The following is a 12924-nucleotide window of genomic DNA, read 5'->3' on the forward strand; positions in this document are numbered from 1 at the left end:
GAGCCATCATCCCTTGAGGGCGCCGGACGACAATCCGTGCACGAACGAGCGCTGGAAGAACAGGAACACGATCACCGACGGCAGCAGCGCCAGCAGCGAGGCCGCCATCACCACACCGGGCGTGACCATCGGGTCGATCCGCAGCGTGCGCAGGGCCAGCGGCAGCGTGTAGGTCGAGGAGTCGCCGGCCACCAGCATCGGCAGCAGGTACTGGTCCCAGATCATGGTGAACCCGAACACCCCGATGACGCCCAGCGCCGGACGGCACATCGGCAGGATGATCTGGGCGAAGATCCGCAGCTCTCCCGCGCCGTCGATCCGCGCCGCCTCCTCCAGCTCGCGCGGCACGTCCCGCATGAACTCCGTCATGACCAGGATGGAGAACGCCCACGCGCCCACCGGCACGATGATCCCGGCCAGCGTGCCGATCAGGTTGATGTGCAGCACCGGCAGGTCGGACAGGATCAGCGACAGCGGGATCGCGAGGATCTCCTCCGGCAGCATGAGCGTGGCCAGGATCGCCACGAACACGATCGTCATGAACGGGAAGCGCTTGCGGGCCAGCGCGTAGGAGGCCAGCGTCGAGACGACCACCTGCAGCAGCAGCCCGAACCCGACCACGAAGAAGGAGTTCAGCAGGTACTTCAGCACCCCGTGGTCGACGGCGACCGCGAAGTTGTCCAGCGTCGGGCTGGAGGGCACGACGCTGAGCTGCGTCGGATCGGAGACGTGGTTGAAGGCGCTGACGAGCAGCGCCAGCAGCGGCCCGGCGAACACCACCAGGACGATCGCGTGGACGACGGCTCTGAGCAGCCGCGCCTGCGGCGACCTGCTCTCCTTGAGCCCGAGTGCGGTCTCGCTGGCCGCGCTCATTCCCTCTCCCTCCGTCTGAGGACGGACACGACGACGGTCAGCAGCAGCGTGGCCAGGAACAGCAGCACCGCGCCCGCGGAGGCCACGCCCAGCCGGTTCTGCTCCAGGCCCAGCTTGGTGATCAAGGTCATGACCACCTCGGTCGAGCCGTTCGGCCCGCCGTTGGTCAGCAGGTAGACCTCGGTGAAGACACGCAGGCCGCGGATGGCCGCCAGGATGAACAGGATCGAGAACACCGAGCGCAGCCCCGGCAGCGTCACGTGCAGCAGCCGCCGCCACCGGGACGCGCCGTCGACGAACGCGGCCTCGTACAGGTCCCTGTTCACCCCGGCCAGCCCGGCCAGGAAGATCATCATGTCGTACGGCGCGCCCCGCCAGATCCCGGTGACGATGACCGAGGCCATCGAGGTGTGCGGGTCGTTGATGAAGCCCGACGGTCCGAGCCCGACCAGGCCGAGCAGGGAGTTCAGCATGCCGTCGCCGGTCGGGTGGTACATGATCCGCCACAGCTCGGCGATGACCGCCATCGGCACCACGACCGGCAGGAACGCCGCCGACCTGATGAAGCTCAGCCCGCGGCTGCGCCCCTCCATCAGCAGCGCGAGCACCAGCCCGAGCACCATCGAGCCGGCCGTCTGGCACACCGCGAGCAGGACGGTGTGCCAGGCGGCCTGCTGGAAGCCGTCGGAGGTGACGACCTTGACGTAGTTGTCCTGGCCCACCCACTGGTTGCCGAGGAAGGGCTGCACGTTCTGGAAGGACATCACCAGGGCGTTGCCCATGGGGATGAACTTGAAGTACAGGAACAGGATGAGCGCGGGGGCCAGGAACAGCCACGGAACGACCCACGACCCGCTCCGCCCGCCCCGACCGCCCCGCCGGTTCACGCGCTCCTGCCTGGCCGGAGCGGCCGGTTCGACCTCCACCGCCGTCATGACGCGGCGACGCCCTGCTCGGCCAGGATCTCGGCGAGCTTGGTGTCCAGCTTCCGCAGTTCGGCCGTCAGGTCCAGGCCGCAGTCGGCGACCAGGGCGTTGAGGGTGTCGGCGGCGGCCTGCCGTACGGGGGTCCAGTTGGGGATCGACGGCGGGTAGTGGCCCGAGCTCTGGTAGATCTCGGCGTAGGTCTTCCACCTGGGGTCGGGGCGGACCTGGGTGATGTCGACGGTCTTGTTGACGGGCAGTTGCACGATGTAGGCGGTGTCACCCTCCATGCCGATCTTCTGGCCCTCGGCGGAGACGGCGTAGGAGGCGAAGGCGTCCTGGCCCGCGTTGTTGGGCGAGCCGGCCATCAGGTAGATCGCGCCGCCCTCGGCCAGCACGTCGGCGTTCTTGGCGCCCTGGGGCATGGGCACGACCTCGTACTTGTCCTTGCCGAGCGACTTGTCGTAGCGGGGCATCAGGTAGGGGCCGACGACGTACATGCCGCTCTTGCCGGACTCGAAGGTCTCGTTCGTCGGCGGGGTGTCCATGGTGACGGCGCCGGGCTGGATGACCTTGTCCTTGCACGCCAGGTCGCGGAACCACTGCGTGGCCGCGACCGACTCGGGGGTGGACATGGCGGGCCTGAACGTGCCGCCGCCCGCGCCGGCGACGAAGTCACCGCCGCCCGCCCAGAGGAAGTTGGAGAAGTACCAGGAGGCGTAGCCGCGCTTGGTCGACAACGGCGCGGCCAGCCCGTAGGTGTCGTCGCGGCCGTTGCCGTCGGGGTCCTTCTCGGTGAACGCCTTGGCCAGGGCCGCCAGGTCCGCCCAGCTCCGCGGCGGCTTCAACCCCAGCTTCTCCCGCCAGTCCTTGCGGATCAGCAGCGCCGTGGCCTGCGCGGAGTACGGCACGCCGTACTGCTTGCCGTCCACGCCCTTGCCGGAGGCGAGGGCGCGCTCGGACAGGTCCTTGGCGCCGGCGAGCTTGGTGAGGTCGATCTCGCGGAGCAGGCCCTGGCCCTGCATCGTTCCGAGCTGCGCGACGTCGTTCATGACGATGTCGGGCAGGTCCTTCTGGGCGGCCCGCTGCTGCATCTTCGTCTCGAAGTCGTCGAAGATCGCGGTCACCTTGACCTTGTAGCCGGTCGCCTTCTCGAACGCGGCGGCCAGCTTGAGCGTGCCCTGCTCGCCGGGCCCGCCCGGCGTGGTCCTGGTCCAGAGCTCGAGCGGGGCCTTGGCGTCCTGAGCGACACGGGTCCCGGCGGCGCCTGACGAACAGGCCGTCAGGACCACCAGACATGTCAGCATCGTGGAGGCGGTTCGCATATGTGGACGACTTCCTCTCCTTGGCAAGCGATTTCCCGGAAGGTAACGGTGGTGACGCTCGCCGTCAATGCTCCGATGAATAAACCATCAGTGAGAAAGTTGTGCCGCCGTACGGCACTATGCCTCCCCAGGCATCCGATGAAAAGAGGAAAGATGATCAAAGCGCTGCTGGTGATGGAGGAGCGCAGGCGGGCCGACGTCTACCCCCCGCACGTCATGGAGAAGCTGGCCGACCTGGTCGAATGGCAGGCTCCCGCGATGACGCGCGAGCGGCTGGCCGCCGATCCCCATGTGCTGTCGGAGGTGGAGATCCTGCTGTCCGGCTGGGGCGCGCCGGTGCTCGACGCCGGGCTGCTGGCCCACGCTCCGCGCCTGCGCGCGGTGCTCGTGGCGGCGGGCTCGGTGCGCCCGCTGACCACGCCGGACTTCTGGGCGCTGGGCATCCCGATCGTCTCGGCCGCCTCGGCCAACGCGATCCCGGTGGCGCAGTTCACGCTGGCCCAGATCCTGCTGGCGCTCAAGCAGTTCCACCGGATCTCCCGCGAGGTCAAGGAGCTGGGCCGCTACCCGGACGAGGTGCGCGTGGCCGGGGCCTACCGGTCGCGGGTGGGGCTGCTCGGCCTGGGCGAGATCGGCCGCCTGGTCGCCTCCCACCTGCGCGCCTTCGACCTGGAGGTGGTCGCGCACGACCCGCACGCCCCCGCCGGGCTGGGCGTCCCGCTCCTCCCGCTGGCCGAGCTGTTCGAGACCTGCGAGGTCGTCAGCGTGCACGCCCCGCTGCTGCCGGAGACCACGGGCCTGGTCGGCGGCCGGCTGGTGGCGCGGCTGCGCGCCGGCGCGACGCTGATCAACACCGCCCGCGGGGCCGTCCTCGACGAGCCGTCCGTGGTCGAGGTCCTGCGCGGGCGGCCCGACCTCACCGCGGTCCTCGACGTCACCTGGCCCGAGCCGCCGGAGCCGGGATCCCCGCTGTACGGCCTGCCCAACGCGGTCCTGACCCCGCACCTGGCCGGGGCGATGGGCGCCGAACGGGGCAGGATGGGCGAGCTGGTGCTGGACGAGGTCGCCCGCCTGGCCGCGGGCGAGCCGCTGCGGCACGCGGTGGACCCGGCGCTGGCCGGCCTGCGGGCGTGACCGCGATGGACCCGGCACTCAGGGAGCACCTGCGGCGGGTCGACCTCGACCTGCTCATGGCGGGGCACGCCGATCCCGTCCCCGCCGACTGGGGGAGGAAGGCGCGGACCGACGGCTACAACCGGATCTACCTCATCCTCGACGGCGAGGGGTCGATCACCCTGGACGGGGCGGAGTACCTGCCGCGGCCCGGCCAGCTCTACTTCCTGCCCGCCGGGTCCGCGCTGGCCTTCTCCAGCTCGAAGGAGCGCCCGCTGCGCAAGTACTGGGCGAACTTCACCGCCACCGTGGCCGGGCGCGAGCTCGCCTCGCTGGTCGCGCTCCCCCGGGTCGTGGAGGTGGAGGACCCGCGGGTCGTGCGGGAGATGTTCACCAGGCTGCTGGCGGCGGGCAGGGGCGCGAGGCAGGTGACGGGGCCGCTGCGGCAGCGGGCGGTGCTCATGGAGCTGACGGCGTACCTGGTGGACCACGCGCCGCTGGGCTCGCTGCGGCCGCTCGACCAGGGGCCCGGGCGGATCCTGGAGTACATCGACGCGCACCTGGCCGAGGTGCTGACGGTCGGGCGGCTGGCGGAGGTCTTCCACTACAACCCGACCTACTTCATCACCTACTTCGCCCAGCTCTTCGGGGTCTCCCCCAACCAGTACATCCGGCAACTGCGGGTCGAACGGGTCAAGCAGGCGCTGATCCACACCGAGCAGCGGATCGAGGAGATCGCGGGGGCGGTGGGCTGGGACGCCGCCTACCTGTCACGGGTCTTCCGCCAGGTGACGTCGCTGACTCCCACGCAGTACCGGGCCCTGCACCGGCCGTCCTGAGGATCGTCCCAGGAGTGCCCGAGTTTTGCCCATGCCCAACGGAATACGCTTTCCCTACGTTGCGGGTATGAAGCGATTGGCAGCCCTTGCCGCGGCGGCGCTCCTGCTGCCGCCCGCCGCGCCCGCTCTCGCCTCGGCGGGCGGCGAACGGCTCGTCTCGAACCAGGCCGAGCTGAACGCGGCGATCGGGACGGCGGACACCATCGTCATGGCCGACGGCGCCTGGCCGGACACCGTCATCGACCTGCGCGCCCCAGGACCCCTCACGCTCAGGGCGCAGACGCCCGGCAAGGTGCTGCTCACCGGCAGGTCGGCGCTGTCGCTCAACAGCCCCGATCTGACCGTGAGCGGCCTGACCTTCACCTCCGGCCAGGCGCCCGACGGCGCGGGCTCGGTCATCTCCTTCAACAGCGACCGCGGCAGGGTCACCGACACGGCCGTGGTCGACTTCAACCCCGGCGACCCGGCGACGCCGTACTACTGGGTCTTCTTCAAGGGCGGCCACAACCGGTTCGACCACAGCCTGCTCAAGGGCAAGGCCCACCAGGAGCCGCTGGTCGGCAACGACCGGGGCCCGGCAGCCACCTACAACCGGGTCGACCACACGCGCTTCGCCGACGTCCCCAACCTCCACCGCAACGGCATGGAGGCGCTGCGCATCTGGGGCTACGGCCAGTGGGCGGAGGAGGGCGCCGAGGAGGGCGCGTACTTCACCATCGACAACAACCTCTTCGAGCACGTCGACGGCGACGACGAGATCATCTCGCTGAAGTCGAACCACAACACGGTCCGCAACAACACCATCAGGCAGTCCAGCGGCGGCCTGGTGCTGCGCTACGGCAACTACAACACGGTGGAGAGCAACGCCATCATCGGCGACCGCTACCCGGCCAGCGAGGGCATCCGCGTCAGCGGCGACCACCACGTGGTGCGCGGCAACCACGTGCGGGGCGTCTCCGGCTACGGGCTCAAGGTCACCAGCGGGGAGCACCTGTTCGACGAGAACCACAAGCTCGACTACCTGACGCCGGACTTCGTCCCGCAGCCGAACCCGCTCACGCCCCACGGCTACCTGTTCCACTACGGGCAGGTGACGGACAGCGCGTTCACCGGCAACGTGTTCGCCGGCAACGCCAAGAGCGACATCCACATCGGCTGGTTCTACAAGAACCACTGGCCCGGCTACCAGATGGTGCTGCTGCCCGAGCGCAACACCTTCACCGGCAACCTCAGCTACCGGCCCGACGGCGGCGTGGCCGTGACCACCTCGGTGCAGGACACGGCGCCGCCGCTGGCGAAGTTCTCCTTCCGGCCGAACACCTTCCGCGGGAACGTCGTCTACGGCGGCACCCTCGACGTCAACCCGCCCAACAGCACCAAGGGCATCGTGGTCGTCCCCTCCCGCGACCGGACCCCGCCCGCCCCGCCGACGACGGAGCAGACCGGCCCGTCCTGGCAGGCCGACCCGCTCTCGTGATGGTTCGTCCGGCAGTCCGATCAGCGTCTCGTTGATCGGACTGCCGGTGGTTAGGGTCGAAACCATGACCATCACCCCGAACAGCGGCACCGGGTCCGGGCCCATCACCCCGGACGGCTCCCCCGTGGAGTTCTACGCTATGCAGACGTCCCGCGGCGAGCCGGAGATCGTCGCCGCGGTGACCCCCGAGGGCGGCTCGATCCTGGAACTGGGCTGTGGCACCGGCCGGATGACCCATCCCCTGGTCGAGCGCGGCTACGAGGTCGTGGCCGTGGACGAGTCGGCGGAGATGCTCGCGCACGTGCGCGGGGCGGGCACGGTGCGGGCCCGCATCGACGAGCTGGCGCTGGAACGGCGCTTCGACACGGTCCTGCTGGCCTCGCACCTCGTGCAGACCACCGACGCGCACGGCCGGCACGGCCTGCTGGAGGCGTGCGCCCGGCACGTCGCGCCGGACGGGCACGTGCTCATCCAGTGGATGCCGGCGGAGGCGCAGGACGCCTGGCGGGTGGGCCAGGGCAGGTCCGAGAACGGCGTCACGGTGGAGCTCGCCGCCCTGGAGGAGCGGGAACCCGGACGCTACGCCGCGACCATGCGGTACACGGTGGGCGAGAAGGAGTGGACGCAGTCGTTCACGTCGTGGCGGCTGACGGACGAGGACCTGGCGCGGGCCCTGGAGGCGGCGGGGCTGCGCCTGGGGCGGTTCCTGACGGAGGACCGGACGTGGGTGGCGGCCCGACCGGCCGCCTTTACAGCGTAGATTCGCGGATATTTCGGGAAATTACTGGGAAATACTGGAACTACTGTTACGCTCGCGCCATGGGTGACCGGCTGGACGATCTCGAACGGCGGATCGACGAGCTGCGCGCCGGGGTGCGCCGCGCCATGCGAGCCCGCGACACGGCCACCGCCCGCGGGCTCCGGGCCGATCTCCGCGCCGCCGAACGCGCCTGGGACGCCCTGGTCAGCGGCGGCCTGGACCCGGCCGTCCCGGGCGACGCCCCCACCCCCTCGGACGACGCCCCTGCCCACCCGGGCGACGCCCCCACCCCCTCGGACGGCGCCCCCACCCACTCGGACGGCGCCTCCGCCCACCCGGGCGACGCCCCCGCCTCCCCGCCCGGCCTCCCGGGTGACCTCGCTTCGCCACGCGACTCCGCAGGCGCTCCCGCGTTCCCACCCCGGCTCTCGGGCGCCCCCGCCTCCCCACGGGACTTTCCCGCCGCCCCCGTTTCCCCGGCCGACATCCCCGACGCCGTCGCTTCCCCGCGCGACCCCTTCGGCGCTCCCGCTGCCCCATCCAGGGGTCCGGGATCCAGGGGTCCGGGTCGCCTCGCGGTCCCGGGCGCATCACACGGCGGGGGGCGTGAGGCGGCCCGAGCGGGTGCGCGAGCGCGTGGCGGGGGCGACGGGTTGCGGCTCGTCACCGTGCGGGAGCAGGCGCACCAGGCGCTCACGCTGCTCGGCGTGCCGGCCCAGCCGCGGCTGATCGCCGCCGTCCGGGAGGCGTTCTTCGGCGGCGGGCTGCGCGGCGCCCAGCTCACCAGCCTGCGGCGCGACGAGGAGCGCTCGTTCACCTCCTCCCCGTACGGCCGGCCGTACTACCTCTGCGCCGCCCTGACCGACCGCCTCTCCCCCGCCCGTGGCCTGCTCGCGGTGAGCACGTGGCCGCTGGAGCAGCGGATGGTCGGCCCGCTCAGCCCGCGTGTCCACTTCCTGGCCTGCGCCGTGGCCGTGGCCGAGCGGATGGTCGCGGGCCACGGCGTGGACGCCGGGCCGGACTCCGGGGCCGCGCGGCTGCTCGCGCGGATGGCGCGCAACATCCCGGGCGGCGCCGACCTCGACATCGGGCCGCCCGACCCGGCCCGGGTGATCGAGGCGGCGCGGGCCGAGCTGGCCGTGCACGCCGAGCGCGACACGCGCGACCGCGCCGAGCTGGCCAGACGCGCCGCCGCCCAGCTCGGTGACCGGGCGCGGCTGTTCGGCGCCGCTACGCTGAGCACGATCGGTGACCGGGCCGCGACCGGCCCGCCCGCCACCTGACAGACCGCCATCTGAAGGACCGCCGCTTGAAGGACCGCCATCCGAAGGACCACTACCTGACGAACCGCCGCCCGAAGGCCCCGCCACCCGAAGACCCCGCCCCGTGAAGACGGCCGTCTGGGAAGCGACTCACCCCGCCCCCAGCCCCGGCCCGGCACCCCGACGACCGAGCACCGACCACACGATCACACCAGCCCTATGAGTCACATGAGCCACAGCGACACGAGACCCGGCCGCGCCGAGCGCGGCCACCCGAGCGACACCGCGACGAGAGGCGGCCGATGAACCGGCTTGACGCGCTGCGCGGCACGACGCCGCCGAAGCCGCACGACGCGCGCGCCATCGCCGCGCTCGCCGCCAACCCGGGCTGCGCGCGGCGGGCGCTGCTGGACGGCGCGGGCATCGACAAGGACGCGACCGCCCGGCACCTGGGTTTCCCGGCGCCGTTCGGCCAGTCGCCGTTCGCGATCACGCGCGGGAACGCGTTCGAGGCGCTGGTGAAGGCCGACGGCTGCGCCGAGCTGCTGCGGATGCTGCGCGAGCTGCTGGAGCTGCCGGTCGCCGAGGTGGCCTACCACGACGTCGAGAACGTCGGCGCCCACCTGCGCCACGCCCACACCCGGGCGCTGTTCGACCGGGCGGCGCGCGACGAGCACGACTCCGGCACGATCTACGACCATCCGCTGCTGGGCCTGGAGATCGCCGGGCACATCGCGTACCTGGAGCCGGACGTGGTGGCGTTCCAGCTCGGCGGCCGGTTCCACATCGTGGAGATCAAGTCGTTCGCGGTGGTCGACGGCCAGGCCGACCCGGCGGCGGTGGCCGGGGCGGCGCGGCAGGCGGCCGTGTACGTGCTGGCGCTGCGCCGCATGCTCCGCGAGCTCGGCCACGACCCGCTGCGGGTCGCCCACGACGTGGTGCTCGTCTGCCCCGAGAACTTCGCCAACCGGCCCGTCGCCACGCTCGTCGACGTGCGCCGCCAGCTCGCCGTGCTGGAACGCCAGCTCTCCCGGATGACCGGGCTCGACCGGCTGGTGGAGGGGCTGCCCGAGGAGCTGACGTTCGACCTGCTGCCGGGCGAGGACGGGCTGCCCACGCGGCCGGCGGCCGAGCTGGCCGACGCGCTGCGCCGCACCACGGCCCGGTACGCGCCCGACTGCCTGTCCACGTGCGACCTGTGCTTCTTCTGCCGTGACGAGGCCCGGCAGGAGGGCGCGTGCGACCTGCTCGGCCGGCAGGTGCGCGACGAGCTGGGCGGCGTGGCCTCGGTCGAGGAGGCGCTGGGCCTGGCCGACGGCACCCGCGCCCCGGCGGAGGGGCAGGAGGAGATCGCCCGGCTGCTCCGCAACGCCGAGCGCCTGCGCCGGGAGTGCCTCGCGTGACCCCGGCAGCACGAGACGCGGGCCGCGCCACCGGACGGCCGGCCACGCCAGGAGCGCCGGGCACCGCCGGACCGCCGGCCACGCCAGGAGCGCCGGGCACCGCCGGACGGCCGGCCACGCCGGGGGCGCCGGGCACCGCCGGACGGCTGCCCGCGCCCGGCGCACCGCGTGAGCGCCGGTGGAGGTGGGCGGGGTGAGCCTGCTGACCTCGCTCGCGCGGCTGCGGGCGCTGGACGAGCGGATCGCGCAGCCCATCGCGACCGTGCGGCACTGCCACCTGTCCGAGCGGCCCATGGTGCTCATCCCGCTGCGGATGTCCGGCGAGGCCGCCGCGCCGCTGGCCGCCATGCTCGGCACCCGCCGCGAGGACCCGCGGCTGCTCGTGGTGACGCAGCCGCGCAACCGCGACCTGCGCTTCGCCTGGGCCGCCGACCTGGCCGCCGAGCTCCTGCCGTACATCGACGGCTTCCTGGCCGGCACGGAGACGGTGGAGCGCAAGAACGCCGACCCGTACGAGCGCGTGCTGGACGCCCCGCAGCTCCTGGTGCCGAACCAGACCGGGATCGCGTTCATCCGCCTGCTGGGCCGCTCCACCCGCTTCCGGCGCGCCGACGGACCGTACCCGGTGCCGGAGACGGTGCCGCTGCTCGGCCGCTGGCTGACCTACTTCGGCGAGCGGGCCGCCTACCCCGGCTCGTCCCTCATGGCGGCCGCGACCGAGGAGCTGGGCCGGCACTGGGCGAGCGGGCAGAGCGGCCTGGAGGACGCCAACCTGGCGGCGCTCATGGCGTGGATCACGACCGGGCCGAGCGACGACGCCGAGGACCCGCTCGTGTGGCCCCCGGCGGGGCCCGCGACCGATCCGGGGTTCGACGCCGAGGTGCTGGCCCCGGCCATCGAGGCGGGCGCGGCCGAGCGCATCACCGAGGCCCTGCGCGGCCAGCTCGAACCCACCTGGCGGCTCATGTGGCAGGCCGTCGACCTGCTGCGCGGGCTGCCCGAGGGGGCGAGCGTGGCGCAGCGCTGGGAGCAGGACCGCGGCTCGTTCAGCGCCATGGCCGCGCACATCGCCGAGGGCGCGCCGCCGCAGGCGCGGCGCGACGGCGCGGTGGCCGCCGCCTCGCGCCTGGCCCGCATGGAGCGCGCCCAGGCCGCCTACGAGGTGCAGCGCGCCTACGACGACCCGCTGGTCATGGCCGAGTACCGGCTGACCGGTGAGGCGTTCGCGGGCGAGGTGGTCGAGACCGAGCCCGAGCACTCCGAGGGCGAGGGCCGCTCACGCAAGCTGCGCCCGCTCGTGGTGGTCAAGACCGACGATCCCGTACGGCTGGCGCCCGGCACCGCGCTCGGCACCCCGCAGCGCCGCGGCCAGGGCGCCCAGCTCGTGGAGGCCCGCGACGGCCTGGTCACGGTGAAGATCACCAAGGGGATGGGCCGCGGGAAGACGCCCGCGCCCGGGTCGGTGCCCGAGGTGGGCGAGCGGGTCTGCTACACCTCGCTGACCGACGACTTCCAGGGCTCCCCGGCCCTGCCCGAGGCCGAGGCCACCCCGTGGACGCACGGCGGCCCGCCGCGGGAGTACACGCCGAGCGACGAGGACGCCCTGGAGGAGTGGTCGTGAGCAGTCCCGAGCAGGTCATCCAGGACGTGCTGGCCGATCTGCCCAGGCATCGCGGCGTGGTGGTCGACTCGCCGCCCGGCGCGGGCAAGTCCACGCTGGTCGTGCGGGCGGCGGCGCACATCGCCGCCACGGGCGAGCCGCTGATGATCGTCGCCCAGACGAACGAGCAGGTCGACGACCTGGTGACGCGGATCTGCGAGCGGCATCCCGACCTGACGGTCGGGCGGCTGTCGGCGGGCGGCTACGTGCCTCCGCTGCGGCTGCTGGAGCTGTCCGGGGTCACGGTGGGCACCCGCGTGCAGGACCTCGGCGACCCCGACATCGTGATCGCGACGGCCGACAAGTGGGCGTGGATCTCGGGGCGTACGTGGCCGTGGGCGATCGTGGACGAGGCGTACCAGATGCGCTCGGACAAGCTGCTGCGCATCGCGGCGCTGTTCGACCGGGCGCTGTTCGTGGGCGACCCGGGGCAGCTCGACCCGTTCTCGATCGTGGACGGCGACCGCTGGTCGGGGCTGTCGTGGGACCCGCTGCAGAGCGCCGTGTCGGTGCTGCTGCGGCACAACCCGGACCTGCCCGTCCACCGGCTTCCGGTGTCGTGGCGGCTGCCGGCGTCGGCCGCGCCGGTGGTGTCGCGGGCGTTCTACCCGTTCACCGGGTTCCGGGCCGGGACGCAGCCGCACGAGCGGCGGTTGGAGCTGTCCACGGGCGGCATGGGCACCGTCCACGACCGGGCGCTGGAGGAGGCGGCACGCTCGGGGTGGGCGCTGCTGGAGCTGCCGAACCGGCACACCGTGCGCACCGACGGCGAGGCGGTGGAGGCGGTGGCGCTGCTGGCGGCGCGGCTGCTCCAGCGGGGCGCGGTCGCGTCCTCGGAGCAGGGCGAGCGGCCGGTGACGGCCGAGCGGATCGCGGTCGGCGCGGCCCACCGCGACCAGGTGGCGGCGATCAGGAACGCCGGGGTGCCGCCGGAGATCACCGTGGACACCGCCAACCGGCTGCAGGGCCGGGAGTACGACGTGACGATCGTGCTGCACCCGCTGTCGGGGCGGCGCGACGCGACGGCGTTCCACCTGGAGTCGGGGCGGCTGTGCGTACTGGCCTCGCGGCACCGGCACGCGTGCGTCGTGGTGGCGCGGGCGGGGATCGCGGAACTGCTGGACGCGCACCCGTCGGCCGAGCCGGTGCAGCTCGGGGTGCCGGTGAAGTTCCCGGACGGCTGGGAGGCCAACCAGGCCGTCCTGGACCACCTGGCCGCCCACCGCGTCTGACGCTCCGCCCGGCGTCGCCGGAGAACGGCGGGCGGCCCTTATCCTGATCTAGCACCG

General features: G+C 72.9%; 11 protein-coding genes. 8 read left to right on the forward strand and 3 right to left on the reverse strand.

What is annotated here, in order from left to right; all coding sequences use genetic code 11:
- Window positions 1–6 precede the first annotated feature (6 nt).
- From HD595_RS42240 to HD595_RS42250, 3 genes are read right to left on the reverse strand one after another with little or no spacing between them, the layout of a single operon-like run.
- Complete coding sequence (locus HD595_RS42240; RefSeq protein ID WP_253779609.1) at window positions 7–873, reverse strand: carbohydrate ABC transporter permease; 867 nt, start codon at window positions 871–873, stop codon at window positions 7–9.
- Window positions 870–1808, reverse strand: a complete 939-nt coding sequence (locus tag HD595_RS42245; RefSeq protein ID WP_253779611.1) for a carbohydrate ABC transporter permease — start codon at window positions 1806–1808, stop codon at window positions 870–872. The genes HD595_RS42240 and HD595_RS42245 overlap by 4 nt, the downstream gene beginning before the upstream one ends.
- A complete protein-coding gene (locus tag HD595_RS42250; protein ID WP_253779613.1) occupies window positions 1805–3121 on the reverse strand; it encodes a sugar ABC transporter substrate-binding protein in 1317 nt (438 codons plus the stop codon). The genes HD595_RS42245 and HD595_RS42250 overlap by 4 nt, the downstream gene beginning before the upstream one ends.
- A gap of 153 nt (window positions 3122–3274) precedes the next feature.
- Between HD595_RS42250 and HD595_RS42255 the strand changes: the two genes are divergently transcribed.
- The 8 genes from HD595_RS42255 to HD595_RS42295 all read left to right on the forward strand — a co-directional run bounded on the left by HD595_RS42255 (window position 3275) and on the right by HD595_RS42295 (window position 12867).
- Window positions 3275–4255: a hydroxyacid dehydrogenase gene (locus tag HD595_RS42255; protein WP_253779616.1), complete on the forward strand. Its 981-nt coding sequence runs from the start codon at window positions 3275–3277 to the stop codon at window positions 4253–4255.
- 5 nt (window positions 4256–4260) lie between these two features.
- Window positions 4261–5073, forward strand: coding sequence for an AraC family transcriptional regulator (locus HD595_RS42260; protein ID WP_253781458.1), 813 nt, complete (start codon window positions 4261–4263; stop codon window positions 5071–5073).
- 67 nt (window positions 5074–5140) lie between these two features.
- Entirely contained in the window at window positions 5141–6550 is a 1410-nt protein-coding gene (locus HD595_RS42265) for a polysaccharide lyase 6 family protein (protein ID WP_253779618.1), read from the forward strand.
- Between the two features lie 64 nt (window positions 6551–6614).
- Entirely contained in the window at window positions 6615–7310 is a 696-nt protein-coding gene (locus tag HD595_RS42270) for a class I SAM-dependent methyltransferase (RefSeq protein ID WP_253779621.1), read from the forward strand.
- Between the two features lie 59 nt (window positions 7311–7369).
- Window positions 7370–8593, forward strand: a complete 1224-nt coding sequence (locus HD595_RS46470) for a hypothetical protein (protein WP_301309740.1) — start codon at window positions 7370–7372, stop codon at window positions 8591–8593.
- A gap of 281 nt (window positions 8594–8874) precedes the next feature.
- Window positions 8875–9975 carry a hypothetical protein gene (locus tag HD595_RS42285; protein ID WP_253779628.1) on the forward strand — a complete coding sequence of 367 codons (1101 nt, stop codon included), beginning with the start codon at window positions 8875–8877 and terminating at the stop codon, window positions 9973–9975.
- Between the two features lie 193 nt (window positions 9976–10168).
- Window positions 10169–11596, forward strand: a complete 1428-nt coding sequence (locus HD595_RS42290) for a hypothetical protein (RefSeq protein ID WP_253779630.1) — start codon at window positions 10169–10171, stop codon at window positions 11594–11596.
- Entirely contained in the window at window positions 11593–12867 is a 1275-nt protein-coding gene (locus HD595_RS42295; protein WP_253779632.1) for an AAA family ATPase, read from the forward strand. The genes HD595_RS42290 and HD595_RS42295 overlap by 4 nt, the downstream gene beginning before the upstream one ends.
- Window positions 12868–12924: the final 57 nt, after the last annotated feature.

Source organism: Nonomuraea roseoviolacea subsp. carminata (assembly GCF_024172185.1).
GTDB lineage: Bacteria > Actinomycetota > Actinomycetes > Streptosporangiales > Streptosporangiaceae > Nonomuraea > Nonomuraea roseoviolacea.

Coding starts and splice junctions, on each gene's coding strand:
- HD595_RS42240 (WP_253779609.1), bottom strand. CDS start 873: ATGAGCGCGGCCAGCGAGACCGCACTCGGGCTCAAGGAGAGCAGGTCG.
- HD595_RS42245 (WP_253779611.1), bottom strand. CDS start 1,808: ATGACGGCGGTGGAGGTCGAACCGGCCGCTCCGGCCAGGCAGGAGCGC.
- HD595_RS42250 (WP_253779613.1), bottom strand. CDS start 3,121: ATGCGAACCGCCTCCACGATGCTGACATGTCTGGTGGTCCTGACGGCC.
- HD595_RS42255 (WP_253779616.1), top strand. CDS start 3,275: ATGATCAAAGCGCTGCTGGTGATGGAGGAGCGCAGGCGGGCCGACGTC.
- HD595_RS42260 (WP_253781458.1), top strand. CDS start 4,261: ATGGACCCGGCACTCAGGGAGCACCTGCGGCGGGTCGACCTCGACCTG.
- HD595_RS42265 (WP_253779618.1), top strand. CDS start 5,141: ATGAAGCGATTGGCAGCCCTTGCCGCGGCGGCGCTCCTGCTGCCGCCC.
- HD595_RS42270 (WP_253779621.1), top strand. CDS start 6,615: ATGACCATCACCCCGAACAGCGGCACCGGGTCCGGGCCCATCACCCCG.
- HD595_RS46470 (WP_301309740.1), top strand. CDS start 7,370: ATGGGTGACCGGCTGGACGATCTCGAACGGCGGATCGACGAGCTGCGC.
- HD595_RS42285 (WP_253779628.1), top strand. CDS start 8,875: ATGAACCGGCTTGACGCGCTGCGCGGCACGACGCCGCCGAAGCCGCAC.